Annotated in this window: 19 protein-coding genes; 10 read left to right on the top strand and 9 right to left on the bottom strand. The window is 39.6% G+C overall.

From position 1 onward, the window contains the following. Window positions 1-14: 14 nt before the first annotated feature. Window positions 15-254 (top strand): hypothetical protein, encoded by a 240-nt coding sequence (locus tag L6494_RS07770; protein ID WP_237993495.1) that lies wholly within the window; start codon window positions 15-17, stop codon window positions 252-254. Between the two features lie 63 nt (window positions 255-317). On the opposite strand, the gene L6494_RS07765 is transcribed toward L6494_RS07770, so the two are convergent. Beyond that, window positions 318-1166, bottom strand: a complete 849-nt coding sequence (locus tag L6494_RS07765; RefSeq protein ID WP_237993493.1) for a lysophospholipid acyltransferase family protein — start codon at window positions 1164-1166, stop codon at window positions 318-320. A 157-nt stretch (window positions 1167-1323) separates the two neighbouring features. On the opposite strand from L6494_RS07765, the gene L6494_RS07760 reads away from it, so the two are divergent. The 4 genes from L6494_RS07760 (at window position 1324) to L6494_RS07740 (ending at window position 4846) form a co-directional block, all read left to right on the top strand. Then, entirely contained in the window at window positions 1324-2457 is a 1134-nt protein-coding gene (locus tag L6494_RS07760; protein WP_237993491.1) for a D-alanine--D-alanine ligase family protein, read from the top strand. A 195-nt stretch (window positions 2458-2652) separates the two neighbouring features. Next, window positions 2653-3288, top strand: coding sequence for a hypothetical protein (locus L6494_RS07755; protein WP_237993488.1), 636 nt, complete (start codon window positions 2653-2655; stop codon window positions 3286-3288). Between the two features lie 180 nt (window positions 3289-3468). After that, the gene (locus L6494_RS07750; protein WP_237993486.1) at window positions 3469-3906 is read left to right on the top strand and encodes a DUF6918 family protein; all 438 of its coding nucleotides are present in this window, start codon (window positions 3469-3471) and stop codon (window positions 3904-3906) included. Window positions 3907-4576: 670 nt separating this feature from the next. Beyond that, on the top strand, window positions 4577-4846 hold the full coding sequence (locus tag L6494_RS07740; RefSeq protein WP_237995890.1) for a hypothetical protein: 270 nt from the start codon (window positions 4577-4579) through the stop codon (window positions 4844-4846). A gap of 569 nt (window positions 4847-5415) precedes the next feature. Here the strand turns inward: L6494_RS07740 and L6494_RS07735 are convergent. Next, on the bottom strand, window positions 5416-6354 hold the full coding sequence (locus L6494_RS07735) for a phosphoribulokinase (protein WP_237993482.1): 939 nt from the start codon (window positions 6352-6354) through the stop codon (window positions 5416-5418). 321 nt (window positions 6355-6675) lie between these two features. On the opposite strand from L6494_RS07735, the gene L6494_RS07730 reads away from it, so the two are divergent. Continuing rightward, window positions 6676-8277 (top strand): peptide ligase PGM1-related protein, encoded by a 1602-nt coding sequence (locus tag L6494_RS07730; RefSeq protein ID WP_237993479.1) that lies wholly within the window; start codon window positions 6676-6678, stop codon window positions 8275-8277. 177 nt (window positions 8278-8454) lie between these two features. Here L6494_RS07730 and L6494_RS07725 read toward each other — a convergent pair whose 3' ends face one another. From L6494_RS07725 to petJ, 3 genes are all read right to left on the bottom strand, one after another. Further along, entirely contained in the window at window positions 8455-8733 is a 279-nt protein-coding gene (locus L6494_RS07725) for a hypothetical protein (protein ID WP_237995888.1), read from the bottom strand. A 10-nt stretch (window positions 8734-8743) separates the two neighbouring features. Next, window positions 8744-9184, bottom strand: coding sequence for a VOC family protein (locus L6494_RS07720; RefSeq protein WP_237993476.1), 441 nt, complete (start codon window positions 9182-9184; stop codon window positions 8744-8746). A 185-nt stretch (window positions 9185-9369) separates the two neighbouring features. Beyond that, on the bottom strand, window positions 9370-9663 hold the full coding sequence (gene petJ, locus L6494_RS07715; RefSeq protein ID WP_242039487.1) for a cytochrome c6 PetJ: 294 nt from the start codon (window positions 9661-9663) through the stop codon (window positions 9370-9372). A gap of 384 nt (window positions 9664-10047) precedes the next feature. Here petJ and L6494_RS07710 point away from each other — a divergent pair, with 384 nt between their 5' ends. Then, complete coding sequence (locus L6494_RS07710) at window positions 10048-10848, top strand: histidine kinase (protein ID WP_237993474.1); 801 nt, start codon at window positions 10048-10050, stop codon at window positions 10846-10848. Window positions 10849-10924: 76 nt separating this feature from the next. Here the strand turns inward: L6494_RS07710 and L6494_RS07705 are convergent, their stop codons facing one another. From L6494_RS07705 to L6494_RS07695, 3 genes are all read right to left on the bottom strand, one after another. Beyond that, window positions 10925-11116 (bottom strand): YqaE/Pmp3 family membrane protein, encoded by a 192-nt coding sequence (locus tag L6494_RS07705; RefSeq protein WP_237993434.1) that lies wholly within the window; start codon window positions 11114-11116, stop codon window positions 10925-10927. Window positions 11117-11243: 127 nt separating this feature from the next. After that, window positions 11244-11639, bottom strand: a complete 396-nt coding sequence (locus L6494_RS07700; protein WP_237993432.1) for a phage holin family protein — start codon at window positions 11637-11639, stop codon at window positions 11244-11246. Window positions 11640-11792: 153 nt separating this feature from the next. After that, complete coding sequence (locus L6494_RS07695; protein ID WP_237993429.1) at window positions 11793-13949, bottom strand: Tex family protein; 2157 nt, start codon at window positions 13947-13949, stop codon at window positions 11793-11795. Between the two features lie 242 nt (window positions 13950-14191). Here L6494_RS07695 and L6494_RS07690 point away from each other — a divergent pair, with 242 nt between their 5' ends. Together L6494_RS07690 and L6494_RS07685 are read left to right on the top strand one after the other, a co-directional pair. After that, window positions 14192-14401, top strand: a complete 210-nt coding sequence (locus L6494_RS07690; protein WP_237993427.1) for a hypothetical protein — start codon at window positions 14192-14194, stop codon at window positions 14399-14401. Between the two features lie 641 nt (window positions 14402-15042). Then, on the top strand, window positions 15043-15870 hold the full coding sequence (locus L6494_RS07685; RefSeq protein ID WP_237993425.1) for a glycosyltransferase family 2 protein: 828 nt from the start codon (window positions 15043-15045) through the stop codon (window positions 15868-15870). A gap of 55 nt (window positions 15871-15925) precedes the next feature. Here the strand turns inward: L6494_RS07685 and L6494_RS07680 are convergent, their stop codons facing one another. Then, entirely contained in the window at window positions 15926-16822 is an 897-nt protein-coding gene (locus L6494_RS07680) for a class I SAM-dependent methyltransferase (RefSeq protein WP_237993423.1), read from the bottom strand. A gap of 312 nt (window positions 16823-17134) precedes the next feature. On the opposite strand from L6494_RS07680, the gene L6494_RS07675 reads away from it, so the two are divergent. Then, window positions 17135-17956, top strand: coding sequence for a 2OG-Fe(II) oxygenase (locus tag L6494_RS07675; RefSeq protein ID WP_237993421.1), 822 nt, complete (start codon window positions 17135-17137; stop codon window positions 17954-17956). Window positions 17957-18000: the final 44 nt, after the last annotated feature.

The raw sequence follows: 18000 nt of genomic DNA, 5'->3' as shown, positions 1-18000 counted from the left end.
GTAGGAGCATCAAGATGTCAACAGTCATGAATAAAGCTGAGTGTAGTACAGGCACAAAAAACGAGCATTTTGATTTGATTAGTATCATGTACCACTCCCTGGAAGGGGCGGCAATTTATGAACAATACGTTCAAGATGCCAATGATTCTGGAGATAGAGATTTAGCTAATTTCTTCCAAGAAGCAAAAGACACAAACTGCAAGCTAGCAGATAGAGCCAAACAACTTCTAGCACAACGTCTTAGCAAGAATTAAAATTTAATTGTGTTTAAGGGCTGCATCAAGCTTATTGAAATTTGATGCAGCCCTGTTTTTTAATCATAATGTTTCATGGAGCAATACCAACTGATCTAACTCGTGCTGCATCTTACTGACAACTAATTCATAACATTCATTAACATAGTGGCGATCGCTTGCTGCTTCCCGTCCGTAGCGTTCAAATACAATGGGTGGACAAACCCGCGTTTGAATTTGTACAGGGAACGGAATATTAGGTAAAGGGCCAATGGCTAAACCCCAAGGCCAACCTAGATAAATGGGAAATACTTCTGGATCAATATCAAATAACCAAGGCATTCCCCACTCATGCAAGCGTTGCATAACCTTATATAAATCAGCCAAAACAATCAGCGTATCGTGCGCCCCGTAAGAAATTGCCGGGACAATCGGCACATTTTCCCGCAACGCTAATTTAATAAATCCTTGCCGTCCCGCAAAATAGATTTGATTGCGTAAACTATAGGGTCTAAATACATCTTCAGCCCCACCAGGATATACTAGCAAACTTGCTCCTGAGCGCAAAGCCGCATAAGCCATTTTAGGATGAGCGATGATAGCCCCACTTTTACCGGCTAATTCCGCTACTTGCTCGTTTACTTGCCAAGCCTTGGGGTGCATCAGACCATAGGTAGGTCTCTCCACACCAAAGCGGCGAAACCAGTCATACATCATCATCAACATATCAGGAGCTGCTAGTCCTCCATTGTGAGAACCAACAATTAAGACGTTTTCTTTTGTTGGGATATGTTCCCAACCACTAGTCTGCACGCGAAAATAATAATCGTAGAAAAAGCCCAAGAAGGGCATTAGGGATTGGATGAACTTTGGATCTCTTTCCTCTAAAGACCATCCGGGTTTGGTGTTTTGGGGATGCTGCTTTGGTAACATTTAGGCATTTTAGCAAAGGCAATTAAACAATTTTGAATTTTAGATTTTAAATTTGAGGGAGATCCCAAAAATCAATTATCCCCAGTCCCCAGTCCCCTTTCACTTTTGCCTTGTTCGGTGATAGGCTATCTGCTTGAGGAGTGTAGAGGTATTGAAAATGAATAAGTTGCGGGTGGGACTGCTGTTTGGTGGACGTTCTGGGGAACATGAAGTTTCTATCAGTTCAGCGCGGGCGATCGCTAAGGCTCTGAGTGCCGCAGAAAATGCTAATAAGTATGAAATACTGCCTTTTTATATCCAAAAAAATGGCCGTTGGTTAGCAGGAGAAGCTCCCCAACAAGTTCTGCAATCTGGTGTGCCTGTATTAGACGCTCCCAATTCTTCATCTGGAGAATCACATGATCTCGTATCTAATACCAAAATACCAGCCCTTGAGCGTTGGCAATCACCCTCTCAGGTAGCAGAAGTTGATGTGTGGTTTCCGATTCTGCACGGGCCGAATGGGGAAGATGGCACAATTCAGGGTTTACTGACTTTAATGCAAGTTCCTTTTGTCGGTTCTGGGGTTTTAGGTTCGGCTTTGGGGATGGATAAGATAGCTATGAAAATGGCCTTTGAGCAAGCAGGTATACCCCAAGTAAAATACAAAGCTGTCACTAGAGCGCAAGTATGGTCAAATCCTTGTGTTTTCCCCAAATTATGTGATGAAATTGAGGCGGCACTGGGTTATCCTTGTTTTGTGAAACCTGCAAACCTTGGCTCATCGGTAGGCATTAGCAAAGTGCGATCGCGTCAAGAATTAGAAGCAGCTTTAGATAATGCCGCTAGTTATGACCGTCGGATTATTGTGGAAGCCGGTGTGACAGCTAGAGAAGTAGAGTGTGCCATTTTAGGTAATGATCAACCCCAAGCCTCTATCGTAGGAGAGATTACCTTTAACAGCGATTTCTATGATTATGAAACTAAATATACTCAGGGGCAAGCAGATTTACTGATATCTGCACCCATTCCCGACGAAATCAGCCGTAAAATTCAGGAGTTGGCTGTGCAAGCCTTCGCCGCCGTTGATGCGGCTGGGTTAGCCAGAATCGATTTTTTCTATGTAGAAGCCACGGGAGAAGTGTTGATTAACGAGATTAACACTCTACCAGGTTTCACCGCCACCAGTATGTATCCTCAACTGTGGTCTCATAGCGGCATTCCCTTCCCAGAATTAGTGAATCGCTTGATTCAGTTGGCTTTAGAACGACATAGTGAGTCAATTCAAAATTCAAAATTAAAGAACTCTTAAAGACTAGGCATTGGGCATTAGGTATTGTCTTTTTCTCCCCTGTCCCCTGTCCCCTGTCACCTGTCCCCTACTCCCATTTTGTAGCCAAAATGGCACAAAAAAGCTACTAGAATCTAGAAATTGCCTACGGATAGCTGATAGCTCGCCCCTTTAGTACAATTTATTGACTAGAGGGGAAAAAATCTGTAATTGATCATGGAAAACAGTCAAAGCGTACAGCATGAGCTAACCCAGGTAAAAATAACCAAAGCAGAGTCGAGAAAACGTGGCTCAAATATTTTCATTTTTCTGCTGACACGTCATCCTTTGCTGTTATTGACCGGTTTGTTAGCAACGTGTCTAGGATCTGCTACCCTTGCCGTGTACAACCTGATCCATGTGAGTGATGTGGAAAAGGCAGAATCAGAATCAGTCTCGGCTGTAGTAGAAGCACCCATTACCACAAACCCTGATATTAGTAATCCCATACCACTATGGATGATAGTGGCGATCGCTTTCAGTTGTGCTAGTGGTTGCTGGGTAATTCTCCGGTTAGTGAACCAACCTAAAAAACATCCCACAGTTTCCAAGAAACGCGTTTCTGTGGCTCAGGCTTCATTAATAACCACCCGCCAGCAAAAATTGGCCAGACAGACTCTAAATACTCAACCAGTTTTTGCATCGATACAACCATTGCAACCAATCGCGCCAATGGCATCTAGAAAAAAACCTGTCATGAGCATTCTACCGCCGGAACACAAGCATCCGTTAGATAGGGGCAAGGAATCTTTAGCTGATTTAGTCGATTGGCGTAAGCATAATTCCTTGTCTGCTTTGTTGCAGAAGTATTAATACACTGTTTTTGTAGTTTTCAGGCGATGATTTACGGTCAGTCGGAGACCGTCGCACGGCTTCAATTTGAAATTTCCCGGAGTGGCTGACTCCTGCTTTGATAATATTTGTGTAATTTCCTACTTGTCAGGAAAAATGCTTGAATATACATCAGACACAGTGAAATCAAGGAGGAGTGAAATGGGACTGAGTGATGGACTCTTAGACGCTAACAAAAAAGCTATGGTTATAAATGACTGCTGCAACATGATAGATTCCCAACTTGCAGCCAAGTCTGGTATCAGTGGTATTGCCCTAAGAACTGCCTTTGCTGCCCTGAAGGGAGTCAAGCCAGGGTATATTCCTTATGTTGTCGAACAGCTGCTACAACCATGCTTCAGTGCAATCGATCCCATCTGGAGTGAGGGTATGCAGCAAGGCGACCCAGTTGCACATTTAGTTGGTAGTCGTTCTCGCACGGCAGATGCACTACTCAGTGTCACCGATACTAGAGTTAAAAATAGCAGTCGTTCCATCGTGCGCGGAACATATGAAAAATTGCGCGGTTCAGCCAAACAACACGTAGAGGAAGCAGTACCAGACTTAGCTAAGGTAATTGAGAATTATACAAAAGCTTAATTAAAAAACAAGCACAGTGAAAACAGTGAATAGTTATCGAATACCATTAGGGCTGATAACTGTTTACTGTTTACTGGTTTTTTGCACCACACCCTATCTGAATGATTATGAAAATAGCTTTTTCTACTGCATTAGGCTTCTGCTGTGTTAACTGCTTTTGTTGAATATTAAAATAGTTTTTACCTCCAATTGGAGAAAATTCATATATCTAAGTTTTTATTCTTGATCATTACCGAAGGAAACACACGGACTATCAATTTCCTGTGCAGGTTGAAATGAACTGCAAAAAATGACAGTAGAACAGTTAACCCCGATTTCGTCAGGGTGAATACACTCTATTGATTCTTGTGTCTTCACATGAAAAGCACAGTCATTGCACATGGTTTGACATGGCATTGTGGTAAATACTCCTTCCAGCAGATGCAGATTTGTTGTAATTCTTTATCTTGAATTTAAAAAAAATCTGAGAATAACACTACCTATTTTTGATAAATTTGCTGTATCCTAGATTTCCTTGGGTATTTTTTTCAACACTTAAGTTCATAAAACTTTCTTACGGATCTATATCATGATTCTTGAAGAACTTGATTATCTCTCCAAGAATCGGTGTTTAGATGCAATTTTTTCTGTCAATGTTTCAAACTGAGGGAATGAAATGGATATAACTCAAATGGATCTAAGACTCATCAAAAAATCAGAAAAACTCCTTCTGGAGAAGATTAAGATGATGGAAGAAGCTGAAGAGCAAAATCCTCAAGCTGATAATTTTGATGTTCAAGAACCAATATTTGACGAAACCCCAAGTTTATATACTGAAGCAAGAGAGCCATATTATATTCCACAAATTAACCATCCTCTAGTTCAATCTGTGGGTAACTCTGGATGGCAAGTTTCTGATATTTGGCGGGATATCAGAGTAGATAACTTTTGTAATGACTAAGTGAATTAAATTAACCCATATTATATGGGTTTATCAAACCAATGTAACGCATTCCCCACGGATAAATCCGGGGGCTTTTAGCAGCCCTGAGAAATAGCGGTTGGACTCCTATTCAGGTTTCGCAACACTACCTCCCGAACCTCTAGGCGCGGTTACGATTAAACAGAGAAGCCAGTGCGTTGGGCGGGTTTCCCGACTTGAAGCAACTGGCGTGATGGACTCATCCCCACGCCCCAAAAACACATTGTTTTACCCTTGGCAAGCAATATGTTTCTACCCTATCAAGACTATGCAACAGTCTTTATGTCTACTGGCTTAAGCCGTTTCTGTCGGGTTGCACAGTGCCTTGCTCATTTCGACACAAGTCTATTATCTCATGGAAGACAAGTATTTTTGGACAGCGTTCGCGTTAGCGTGCCGGAGGCTCTATAAAATCGCCTGTGGTCACTGAGCTTGTCGAAGTGCGCCTTACCCCCATACATGAAGTAGGGGCTTCCACGGCGCGAGGTGTCTGGTGAGCAACCACAAATCATCTTTAAAATCATGTGATTGATCACAGATAATTTGTGCTATTGAAACATCTGCGTTGCTTTGAGCATATGGTAAGTAATAATTAGCTGTGTCAACGCCAAGGGGTAACTTTGCAGTGTTTCCCCAGTTGTACCGGCGATTTTACCAATTTCTGGGTTACTCTCGCGATCGCATACACTTCTTAAGTGAGGCATATCAGAACAGATAATATGCTCTAATTTGTTCACTTGTTCTAAGGTGGCGTGACCGTCAACTTCTAAAACATCTACGGGTTTACTCATATCCCGGTCTAATCCCAAGCGAATGGCTGACCCAGAATTACCATTGGTCAATTTGATAATGGGGGTAAAATCCGGGTGGGGAATGGTAGGACGCATTACCAAACGCACGTTCAGGTGTCCGTTGGTTTCATCGTCTGCGTCTTCTGGTGGATAAAAACTCACGACAATATCCGACCATTGTCTTTGGGGACGAATAAATTGATCTGAATCGGGTTCGCGTTTTTCTAATTCTGCCAATACTTGTTCTGGGGTGTAGCCTCGTTTAAGGGTATCCCGTTTAATTTTCCACTTGGCGCGTAAATCTTCTGGAGGCGCAAGGTAAACTTTCACATCATAACAATCGCGGGCTGCACGGGTAGAATAACCAAGCAAACCTTCGATAATGACAAATTTATTTGGTTTAATGTATTGTGGCGGCTCGAAAGTCCCTGTTTTGTGGCTATAAACTGGTTTGAGAATTGGCTGTCCTGTGCGTAGCAGCGATAGGTGCTGCTGCATAATATCTAAATGGTTACAGTCGGGATGAAGGGCAGTAATACCAGTTTCTGCACGTTGTTTACGGTCATAACGATGATAATCATCTGTACAGATCAGCGTGACATTTTCCGGCCCTAGTACCTGAGCAATTCCTCTAGTGAGTGTAGTTTTTCCCGCAGCACTATCACCAACAATACCAAGAATTATTGGACGGCTCATTCATACCCCCCCGATACAGCAAGTTTAAGAATAAATTCGCAGAGAATGTGTTTTTATTCTAAAGGGGTTTTGGCGAAGTCAATCAAGCATGAACATTTGTGCAACATCTCTATACATCTTGGGGATTGGAGAAGAAGCTTATTTGAGTAGGGACGGTTTTACGGAGATCATTATTAATAATTGATGATATTTCTAAAACCACCCCTACCAAGTTTTCTTAAAAATCAAATAAAAGAAGTGTTGCATATTTACCTTATGGCAATTGCTTTGAGATATACCTAAGTAGTAGGCTGCATTGGGGATCATGACAGGGTAGGGAGTATGGTGACATTAAATGTTTCGGAATTAGAACAAGTTGATCAATTTCATCGTCTGCAATTAACTTTGCGCGATCGCTGGAAAACTCTTGAGCTATTTGACACTGGTGAGGCGGATATTATCGTCATTCCTTCTATCAGTATCGACCAGCGCGAAATCGCCAAAGTTGATGGTTTTGAACATTATGAAGAAAGATTACTTTTTACCTTAATGCGGTTAAGAAATCCCCGCACTAGGTTAATTTATGTCACATCAATGCCATTACATCCCAGCATTATTGATTACTATCTACAATTATTGCCTGGTATCCCCTTTTCTCATGCTCGCAATCGTTTGCTCTTACTTTCAACTTACGATTCTTCACCCAATCCCCTGAGTCAAAAAATTTTAGACCGTCCCAGATTAATAGAAAGAATTCGGCAAGCCATTAGACTAGAAAAATCATTGATGGTCTGCTACAACTCCACCAATTTAGAAGCAGCATTATCCCTAAAATTAAACGTACCATTATATGCGGCTGCGCCAGAGTTACAAATTTGGGGGACAAAAAGTGGTAGTCGGCAAATCTTTGCTGAAAGTGGAGTTCTTCATCCAGATGGTAGTAAATTAGTCTGGAATCCCCAAGACTTAGCTACAGAAGCAGAAGATTTATGGGAACGTCAACCGACATTACAACGAATGGTAGTCAAAGTTAACGAGGGGATTTCAGGAGAAGGAAATGCACTGCTAGATTTGCGTCCCATCATGCACCTAGCACCAGGAAAAGGAACTCAAGCTGAAAGAGTAGCAGCAATTAGCGATCGCTTTTCTACTATGCGCTTTCAAGCCAAACAAGAGAATTGGCTGAATTTTTCCGGGCGAATTGCCGAATTAGGGGCAATTGTAGAGGTGTTTGTGGAAGGAGAAATCAAGCGATCGCCTAGTGTTCAAGGACGGATTACCGCCACAGGAGAAGTCGAAATTCTCTCCACCCACGACCAAATCCTGGGCGGCCCAGACGGACAAATTTATCTCGGCTGTCGATTCCCAGCCGATGAAAGTTACCGCCTACAATTGCAGCAGTTAGGGTTAAAAGTGGGCAGAAAACTAGCAGAAAAAGGTGCTTTAGAAAGATTTGGTGTAGATTTCATTACCGTTGACCAAGGTAACGGTGAATGGGACATCCAAGCAATTGAAATTAACCTCCGCAAAGGCGGTACTACTCATCCTTTCATGACATTAAAATTATTAACCAATGGTCGTTATGACCTATCTACCGGGTTATTTTATAGTCAACAAGGTCGCCCTAAATATTACATCGCCACAGACAACCTACAAAAAGACCGCTATCGGGGATTATTACCAAACGACTTAATGGATATCATCGCCCACCACAGATTACATTTCGATAGCTGCACAGAAACCGGCACAGTCTTTCATCTCATGGGTTGTCTGTCTCAGTTTGGCAAATTGGGGTTAACTAGCATTGGTGATTCACCCCAACAAGCAGAAGACATCTATAACAAAGTTGTCAAAGTTCTCGATGAAGAAACCCGCAGCGACACACCTAATTTCTCAGTATTTTCAGATTACACTTTCCCCGTCGCATGGGATGGATATAGTTAGATTTTTTGGGAATCATATAATAAAACCTGTAGTAGAGACGTTGCAATGCAAAGTCTCTACTATTTTTTAATTACGAATTACGTAAAGCCTACGGCATAGCTGCGCTTAGAGCGTAGCGGGGCGCAGCCCATTACGAATTACAAATTACGAATTACGAATTACGAATTACGAATTGGTTTAACCCTGTGCTGGAATCAGGCTAGCACTTTTCGTTGCACTATCCCAAACTATCCAATTACAAGCATTATCTACATCAGCTTGATCAGTTGTGACTTTAAAATAAAGCTTGTTTTTACCTTTAGGTTCAATTGCAAAATCGGCATTTTGGGCATAGACAACGATAAAACCTCTATCTCGCAGACAATACATCGCCCAAGCTTTCAACGATTGTTTATGTGGTTCGTGGGGAATGGGTGGCTTTGTGATTACGTCTTCAATTACCTGAAATATCGATATTGGCATCTTACTATTGTGGGTCGCAACGAATTTCAATCATAAAACCATCAGGGTCATAAAAATACACCCCTCTACCAGTAGGACGACTGACAGGGCCATGAGCAATTTTAATTTGATTTTCTCCCAAAACTGCCACTGCTTGCTCAAATAATTGCGGGTCAATGTCAAAGGCAAGGTGATATGCTCTAGTAAAACTTTGCTCTGGGTCGGGATTTGGTGGTGTTAAATCCGGTGTCCAAAATAAATCGAGAACTGTACCATCAGGAGTAACGAAATTGGCAACTTTCCCCTCTGCAACTAGTTCCACCAAGGTAGCCGGGACTTCATCGCCAGTAAGTTCATGCAATCCCAAAATCGTCCCGTAAAAATCGCGGGAAGCTTGCATATCCTTAACATTCAGCGCAATATGATGCACCTTCCGCAAATTACCAGCAGCCAGAAAATTTTTCATAGTCTCCCTATCACCTGTCACCTATCACCTATCACCTGTCACCTGTCACCTGTCACCTGTCACCTGTCACCTGTCACCTATCACCTATCACCTAATACAAGTCACGCGATTTTTGGGATATGGTGTTGATGCGATCGCTATCTTCAGCATCTAAATTCAAACTAAATATTTTGGCGTTATCTTCGTTATTTCCAACCTGTTTCTGCTTGTTCTAAAACATAAGCAGCAACCTCCTGAATTTCTTGCTCAGTGAGGCGGTCTTTATAAGCTGACATATTACTTTTACCATTAGTAACAATGCCTGTAATAGACTCTAGAGAATCCATACCATATCTTTTTAGTGTTTTCTTCTGTAAGTTCTTACCTCGCCTGATGATGTTACCTCCATTAATATGACAACCAGCACAGTGAACACTAAAGATATTTGCACCGTTGGCTATATCTGCGGCATTCACAGGCAAAGTAAAAGTGTTGGTCATCAATAACATGATAAACACTACTGTAAGTATTTTATTAATATATATCTTCACTATTATTTATCCTAAATATCAATCGATACTTATTTTCTCATACAACGGAAGGAAAACCCAACACCAATATCCATATTAGGTTTCTGAAATCCATGTTGGGTTGTGTTGCACTTAACCCAACCTACATCTATTAAAATATTTTAGCCTTGTCACCCTACTATAAATACCTAATTTTCTTCAGGATTTAAACTCGATTACTACATTGCTCTATATGAAGGATAAATTTCTATCTAAAGGAAGTTACTGAACTCAAAAGTTCGTGACATAATAGCTCTACAAGACCCTAATTGAAGAATTTTATCCAAATTATCTAAATAGTAGTAAGAGTTGAAAATGGCTAATAATATCAAAGAGCAAATTCAATCAGATTTGCAACAAGCAAAAGCCACTGGTCAGTTAAGAACTGAACGCATTCGTGAAATTGTGAAATCGGCGGTTGCTCAAGCAGCTTCTGAGTTTAAAGAAGGTTCTCAAGAAATTCGTGCGATTGTCAAAGATGCTGTTTCAACTGTAATTGAAAACCTCCAAGATAAAAGTACAGAATTAAAAGAAGAGGTTACGGCATCAATAGAAGGTGCAATAGATGGAGTAAATACTAAAAGACATGAAGCCATCGTTAAAACTCAGTCAGAATTGCAAAGACTCCAAGCTCAATTAGATGGCGAAGAAGAAAAACTTCAGCAGGATGTTGATGGAATTTTAGCAGATATTGAAGAAACTAGTCATGAAAAAACTACTAGCACTAAAAATGCCATCGATGCTGCTATTAACGCCATCAAAGATAGTGAAGAAGTAGGAATATTAAAGAAACGTTATGCTCAACTGCAAGCACAACTAGCTATTGTTCGTGCTAACGTAGCTGCACGCTACGGCGGACGTTCTGAAGAGGTTAAACATTATCTAGACGAAGCCACCAACTGGTATAATCAGGCTCGTCCCCAAGCAGAGGCTATGGTGACACAGGTAGAGGAGAAGCGATCGCAGCTAGATGATAAACTAGGCGAAGCTGGTACAGCTATAGCTAGAAAAGAACGTCAAATCAAACAAACCTTGCGGGAGTTATTGCTAGCAGCTGCTGATTTATTCAAAGATAAAGAGCCTAGCAAAGAAGATAAAGAAATTATTCATAAATAGGCTTTTGATCCTACATCATAACCCCGGTTTCTTGAAAGAAATCGGGGTTATCGCTTTTCATTATCTGAATGACCTTTTAGTAAATACCTCTACCTGTATTCATTTGTTCTTCATGTTTAGCAATTACCCAAATTGCATGAATACTACCTGGAAGCCAACCTAAAAGGGTGAGCAAAATATTAATCACTAGAGTTGGACCGACTCCAACAGTCAAGAAAACACCTAAAGGTGGTATTAACAAACCTAGAAGAAAGCGGAGTATTTTCATGAGATTACTATTAATTATTTAAGTTTGTTCACATTGTCTTGAATCAACCAAATTAATAACTCTATCTCAGGAACTATCTATTGAGATAGAGAACTAATTTGGTTAACTTTATTACTGATACGTATTGTTATCTAGATGGTAATTCACCGTGAGTTTCTACATCTGGACTCAACGCTAGATTTTTTTCAGCGAAATACTTGCTAATGAATGTGTTAGCAAAAGATAAAACAACAGGCCCCAAAATAAAGGCAATAACACCATGAACACTAAATCCAGGAACTAGTAAGGCTGCTAAGGAGAAACAAATACCGTTAACTACTAGAGAAAATGCTCCTAGAGTTAAGAAATTTAGGGGTAAAGATAGGGTTGAGAGAATTGGTTTGACTGACCCATTAATTAAACCAATTACCGCAGCAGCAATTAAAGCGGCTGGAAAATTAGCAATGTTCACACCAGGCACAACTAAATCCACAATTAGTAAGCTAAGTGCTGTAGCTAGAGCTATTAGAAAAGTTCCCAACATTTTTTTACCTAAAAATTCAGAGAAAATTATTTGCAATTTCCTCTACTATCTTCAAATAATTAACTAAAGATGGGCATCTCTTGCTAGATAGATTATGTTTCTTCCAAAGGGATGATTTAAGTCAATAAGTTTTTATCCCCAATCCCCAATCCCCTACTTCACTGCTTTCATCGACAAACTAATACGCTTTAATTTCTCATTGACTTCTAAAACCCGCACTTTTACCACTTGTCCAACTTTGACAACTTTTTTGGGGTCATCTATAAATCTGTCAGCGAGTTGAGAGATATGTACCAAACCATCTTGATGGACACCGATATCAACGAACGCGCCAAAGTTGGCGACATTGGTGACAATTCCCTCTAGTTCCATTCCTTCTTGCAAGTCCCTGATTTCTTTAATCCCTTCTTTAAAGGTGGCGTACTTAAATTCTGCACGGGGGTCTCTACCTGGTTTTTCTAGTTCTTTGAGAATGTCCCGCAGTGTGGGTTCACCAACGGTATCAGTGACGTATTTCTTTAAGTTGGTCTTTTGCAGTTTTTCGGCAATTTGCGTTACCTGATTTAGTGGTACGTTTAAATCAGAGGCGATCGCTTCCACTACTGGGTAACTTTCTGGATGCACTGCTGTATTATCCAAAGGGTTATCTCCGCCACGAATGCGAAGAAACCCAGCCGCTTGTTCAAAGGCTTTTGGCCCTAGTTTCGGCACTTTCAATAGCTGTTTCCGATTTTTAAACGCTCCATACTGATTGCGATAAGCCACAATATTATTAGCAACTGCGGGTGTAATCCCTGAAACAAAAGTTAATAGTTCCTTAGAAGCCATATTTAAGTCCACGCCAACGTAGTTAACGCAGCTTTCTACAGTCTCATCTAATTTCTTCTTCAACAACTTTTGATCAACATCATGCTGATATTGTCCTACACCAATTGATTTGGGATCAATTTTTACCAATTCAGCTAAAGGGTCTTGTAACCGCCGACCAATACTAATAGCACCACGTACTGTAATATCTAAATCGGGAAATTCTTCAATTGCTACTTTACTAGCAGAATATATAGATGCACCAGACTCATTAACTATTACCTTTACGGGTTTCTGGTCTAGTGTTTGTAATACTTGCGCGACAAACTCATCTGTCTCACGGGAAGCTGTACCATTCCCAATAGCAATTAACTCAATTTTGTATTTTTCAATCAACTTTTTGAGAGTTTGAGCAGCTTTAGCACGCTGTTCAGCCGCTTGATGGGGAAATATCGCTTGATATTCTAAAAATTTGCCAGTTTGTTCGAGAATTGCCGTTTTACAACCAGTTCTAAATCCCGGATCTATGGCTAAGGTTGGTTTCATTCCCGCCGGTGCAGATAGCAATAATTCTCGCAAATTTGCTTCAAAGGTTTTAATTGATTCTATATCTGCATAATTTTTCTTTTCAGCAATTACTTCTGTAGTCAGAGAAGTTTTCATCAGACGATTAAAAGCATCTTTCAGCATCGCTTGATAGAAATCTCGAATTTCTCGCACTTTCGTTTTAATTTCTTGGGATTCTAGATAGGAGAGGACAAAATCTTCCTCAAAAGCCAGGTCAAAGTTTAAAACTTCCTCTGCTTCACCCCGACATAAAGCCAGCAAGTTATGAGGTGCAATATTTTTGACTTTAATCTGATAATTCCGGTACATTTCAAACTTAGTTGTACCTTCAGGGTGATTATCTTTAATACGGGAAATAAATACGCCATCTTCCAAGAAATAATCCCGAATATAGGCGCGTAAATTGGCTTTTTCGGCTACTTCTTCCGCTAGAATATCCGCCGCACCCTTTAACGCTTCATCTGTGGTTTTTACCCCTGTAGTTTCCGAAATATATTTCGCTGCTTCTTCCTGTAATGAGTCAGAAATAGGGTTTTTAACATTTAAAGATTTGATGAATTCTGCTAGAGGTTGCAAACCTTTCTCTCTAGCGATAGTCGCGCGGGTGCGTCGTTTGGGGCGATATGGTAGGTATAAATCCTCAAGTTCTGTTTTTTGTAAACAAGATGAGATTTTGTTTTTTAATTCGTCCGTCAGTTTACCTTGTTCTGCGATCGCTTTTAAAATAGCTGACTTCCTTTCCTCTAATTCCGTTAAGTAACTATACCTATCAGCCAAATCACGCAATTGAATTTCATTCATTTCTTCAGTGCGTTCTTTCCGATAACGCGCAATGAAGGGAATTGTCGCACCCTCTGCCAAAAGTTCTAGCGCGTTTTCTACCTGATGAGGTTTGAGTTCTAGTTCAGTTGCTAGTAAGTGAGGAATGTTTTGCATCGGGTATCAAAGGAACAGTATGAGTTCTAAAGTTAATATGCTAAATGGTTGTGCCAGTGACAGCACTGAGTGTTAAGCTAAATTACTATAATAATTTGGTAATCTTAACAAAATATGTATTTGTTTTAAGAAATTTATTGTGATGCCATCGACTAGGATGTAATATTAACCACAATTAGAAAAAAAAATTTCTAGCCGGTTTTATCAAAGCTTTACATTTTCACTTGTGGAGGTGAATAAAAATGCCCTTGTTTTTTCTGATTCCTCTGGTTACAGGTTTAGCAACTGGTTACATATCACAAAAGTGTCATGATGAAACCGGTTATATTATCAGTCTGTTTACCATCCTCAGTCTGATTTTGAGTTTGATTTTAGCACCTTGGCAAATCCAGCTGTTCCTACTGATTGTGGTGTTAGCCAGCACTAACAGATTTTTAAAACAAAAAAATTAAGGCAAGTTGAGAAAGACTAAATTATAGCTATAGCGATCGCCACAACTCCAGTCTTTCTCAAATCGCGAAAGAGTGCATATTTGATACCTTATTTTTGTAGAAAAGAACACCAGAAAAAACCATTTTAGTCGAAAAAATTCACTAAATTCATCAATTTTATTAAAAAGTTCGTATAAAATTTTACTAAACTTTACTATAAAAATGTCCAAACACTTAATCTTTATCATCTTTTATGGATTACACTTAATCATCTGATTGATTAAAAATCTACAAATCCCAGCTTATGTATGCTATCCAATAAAAAGACTCCACTCCTAACTAAGTAGAACGTTGTAAATAATTAAAGGTTTGTAGTGTACCCCTGCGGGGAAGCAAGCTACGCGCAGCGTCTGTCTAAGACACGCTACTCGAACGCAGAGAGGACTAAAGTCCTTACTACGAACTAAATGCGTTTTTTTTACATTACTTTACATAGTTTGGTTTTTTCAAGTCGTTCTACTTACATTCACTATAGGAATCCTAAATAAAATGATATGTGAAAAATTTTAAGTAATGTATCCCACTATATCTAGGTTTTAGTCGGTAAAGCCCACCCTAACCGTATTTCAAAAATCAAATCGAATTTCTATATCTAATTTCCTATGCAAACACCTACTACAGAGAATTGGTCTAATTCTGATGGAATAAGTGTATCCATGTTAGAGCAAATCACTCCCCTAATTCTTACTTATAATGAAGAACCCAATATTGGACGCACACTTCAGTGTCTCACTTGGGCAAAACAAATCATAGTTATTGATAGCTATAGTACCGATACAACCCTAGAAATTCTTAATTCCTATTCACAAGTCCAGTTATTTCAACGTAAATTCGATACCCACGGTCAACAATGGAACTATGGCTTAGAACAAGTTCAATCTCCCTGGGTACTTTCTCTAGATGCAGATTATATAGTTACAGATGAATTAATCTCTGAAATGGCCACCTTACCTGTTGACGGCCAAATTAATGGCTACTTTGCTAGTTTCAAGTATTGTATATTTGGCAAACCCGTTCGCAATACCAGAATACTCCCTCCCCGTCAAGTCCTATTTCAAAAAAGCAAAGCTATTTACATCGATGATGGACATACACAAGTTTTACAACTGACTGGTCAATCAGCTCTACTTTCGGCTTATCTCTACCACGATGATCGCAAACCCTTTAGTCGTTGGTTATGGTCACAAGAACGCTATACAGTCCTTGAATCTAAGAAAATACTAGAAACTCCCATCAACGAACTTGATTGGGTTGATCGTATCCGTAGACAAAAAGTTTTAGCTCCTTGGATGGTTTTTCTCTATTGCTTAATTATCGAAGGCTGGATTTTCGATGGTTGGCATGGTTGGTATTACGTATTTCAGCGTGTTTTAGCAGAAACAATCTTGGCAATTCGTCTGATTGAAAGGGAGAAATTAAAAAATAAGTGAGGAAGGTAGAACACCTATTATTTACTGAAATCATGCTGGTTTAATTGAGTATCAATTAATTCATACGAGTTGCAACACACATCAAAGACAACGCAGCTTCTGGGGAGTTGGGGTCTATACCTGATAATCTTTGGGCGAGACGATACTTCCAAAAAGGCTTACCATAGTTACCCTGTAACGCTCCTGCACCTACCGTATGGTTATGAGGATAAACCTTAACTGCAAACCCCATCGGTTCTAACGTTTCATAAAACATCTCTGATGTGACACCATCACAAGCTCTGTGATGTACCTCTGTTGCCAAACCCCAGGATTGTTCCTCTGCTGTGGAATGTCCCCCTCGTTTCATATACCTATAAATTGGCAAACGTAATTGCCATAATAGCGTACCTAAACCTTTGAACTGATAAGCACTTTTTTGAGGATCGTGATCTGTGATTAACAGACCACCAGGACGCACTAACTTAGCAGCCTCCTGCAAAACCTTGGCCATATCATCACAATGGTGCAAAGACGCATTGAGGATCACAATATCAGCAAAACTAGAAACTAAAGGTAGATTTTGAGCATCGGCTAGAATGGCTGTATATCCAAGTTGGTGGGCTACTTTCAACGCACCGAGAGAAACGTCTACACCAAGTAATAGCTCAGGTTCGCCACAACACTCTTTGAGAGAAGCATACACATTTCCCGGGCCACAACCAATATCCACAACTACTTTGCCATGCCAACTACCAATAACTTCTCGCCATAGTTCCACAAATTTTTCATCTCTATGACAAGCGTCAAAATAATTGATTCCCCAATCTGGATGTCCAAAGTAGTAGCTATTGGCTTGAATTGCTGGGGTGGGATTTAAAATCTTGCAGACAATAATATCTTCATCCCATCTCTCAATCTCCTCTGGACGGGAAAAATACTGAGAGCATTTCTTGATCGCTTGTTTTAACATAGACTAAGAATTTAAACGTATATTTACTGATTTATCTGGTGATACGATGAATATACCAAATTGCTTTTGTCATTGGCCATACTTCATTTAAAAATAACAAGAAGTTTATGTACAATTCTAGTTGACATATTTGAATAACTATGTATAAGTCAAATAAACACAAAGATGGTTCATAATTTTATCAAGAAAAATACCCATAATTGAAGGTTACAAATTTTTCTGAATAAGTTACACATTCTGTGGCTTATATCTTTAACTCTATCGACACAGTAAAATGATGTAAATTTAATTACAGAACTAGGAGAAATACTTATGTCACACAAAAATAGTATACGGAATCATTACGTTGAGCAAATTTTAACCAGACTCGAACAGTGTAAATCCGCTTTAACGGATGATTTTGCTATAAAAGAGCGGATAAACAGTTGTTACATAGATAACTTATTAAATGAAGATGATGTCATAGAAATCTATAATGCTTTTCCTGATAAAGAGAATTTATTGCAATTAAAAGATATTCGAGAGCATAAATACGTAGGTATACAATTAAATAAATACAACCCGATTTTAGAAGAAATTATTTATGCTTTTCAAGATGCTAGAGTAGTAAACTTAATTGCAGAGATCACTGGATTTGAAAAGTTAACACCAGATGAATACCTGTATGCTGCCGGTTTTAGCCTGATGGAATACGGATGCTTTTTAAATCCTCATTTAGATAATTCTCACGATAAAGATATTAAAAATTATCGTGTTTTAAATCTGCTGTATTATGTTACTCCCGATTGGCAAGAAGACTATGGCGGCAATCTAGAACTTTGGGATCAAGGTTTAAAACAGCCTTGTAGAACTATTCACAGTAAATTTAATCGCCTAGTGATTATGGTTACAAATAGAACATCCTTGCACTCGGTTAGTCCTATTAATCATCATGGTCGGCGTTGTTGTGTATCAAATTACTACTTTTCCCCAAAACCTGCTGCAACAGAAAAATATTATCACGTCACTTCTTTCCGAGGCCGTCCAGAACAACAACTACGAGATATGGTTTTGCGAGGAGATGCTAGTTTACGTAATCTAGTGCGTAAAGTCTTTAAGCATGGAATTAAAAAGCCTCATTTTTACAAAAAGTAAGCTTTATTAATGCTAATTTTATTTTTTATTCATATTTTCTTTAT

The sequence above is a fragment of the Nostoc sp. UHCC 0870 genome, from assembly GCF_022063185.1.
Classification (GTDB): Bacteria; Cyanobacteriota; Cyanobacteriia; order Cyanobacteriales; family Nostocaceae; genus Trichormus.
Note: the sequence above shows the minus strand (reverse complement) of the source record. Positions and strands in the feature narration are given on the sequence as shown.

Excerpts from the sequence above, each read along its gene's own strand:
- L6494_RS07685 (WP_237993425.1), top strand. The coding sequence starts at position 15,043 with ATGCAAACACCTACTACAGAGAATTGGTCTAATTCTGATGGAATAAGT.
- petJ (WP_242039487.1), bottom strand. The coding sequence starts at position 9,663 with ATGACCAACACTTTTACTTTGCCTGTGAATGCCGCAGATATAGCCAAC.
- L6494_RS07690 (WP_237993427.1), top strand. The coding sequence starts at position 14,192 with ATGCCCTTGTTTTTTCTGATTCCTCTGGTTACAGGTTTAGCAACTGGT.
- L6494_RS07765 (WP_237993493.1), bottom strand. The coding sequence starts at position 1,166 with ATGTTACCAAAGCAGCATCCCCAAAACACCAAACCCGGATGGTCTTTA.
- L6494_RS07710 (WP_237993474.1), top strand. The coding sequence starts at position 10,048 with ATGGCTAATAATATCAAAGAGCAAATTCAATCAGATTTGCAACAAGCA.
- L6494_RS07695 (WP_237993429.1), bottom strand. The coding sequence starts at position 13,949 with ATGCAAAACATTCCTCACTTACTAGCAACTGAACTAGAACTCAAACCT.
- L6494_RS07740 (WP_237995890.1), top strand. The coding sequence starts at position 4,577 with ATGGATCTAAGACTCATCAAAAAATCAGAAAAACTCCTTCTGGAGAAG.
- L6494_RS07760 (WP_237993491.1), top strand. The coding sequence starts at position 1,324 with ATGAATAAGTTGCGGGTGGGACTGCTGTTTGGTGGACGTTCTGGGGAA.
- L6494_RS07730 (WP_237993479.1), top strand. The coding sequence starts at position 6,676 with ATGGTGACATTAAATGTTTCGGAATTAGAACAAGTTGATCAATTTCAT.
- L6494_RS07755 (WP_237993488.1), top strand. The coding sequence starts at position 2,653 with ATGGAAAACAGTCAAAGCGTACAGCATGAGCTAACCCAGGTAAAAATA.
- L6494_RS07770 (WP_237993495.1), top strand. The coding sequence starts at position 15 with ATGTCAACAGTCATGAATAAAGCTGAGTGTAGTACAGGCACAAAAAAC.
- L6494_RS07720 (WP_237993476.1), bottom strand. The coding sequence starts at position 9,184 with ATGAAAAATTTTCTGGCTGCTGGTAATTTGCGGAAGGTGCATCATATT.
- L6494_RS07675 (WP_237993421.1), top strand. The coding sequence starts at position 17,135 with ATGTCACACAAAAATAGTATACGGAATCATTACGTTGAGCAAATTTTA.
- L6494_RS07705 (WP_237993434.1), bottom strand. The coding sequence starts at position 11,116 with ATGAAAATACTCCGCTTTCTTCTAGGTTTGTTAATACCACCTTTAGGT.
- L6494_RS07680 (WP_237993423.1), bottom strand. The coding sequence starts at position 16,822 with ATGTTAAAACAAGCGATCAAGAAATGCTCTCAGTATTTTTCCCGTCCA.
- L6494_RS07735 (WP_237993482.1), bottom strand. The coding sequence starts at position 6,354 with ATGAGCCGTCCAATAATTCTTGGTATTGTTGGTGATAGTGCTGCGGGA.
- L6494_RS07750 (WP_237993486.1), top strand. The coding sequence starts at position 3,469 with ATGGGACTGAGTGATGGACTCTTAGACGCTAACAAAAAAGCTATGGTT.
- L6494_RS07700 (WP_237993432.1), bottom strand. The coding sequence starts at position 11,639 with ATGTTGGGAACTTTTCTAATAGCTCTAGCTACAGCACTTAGCTTACTA.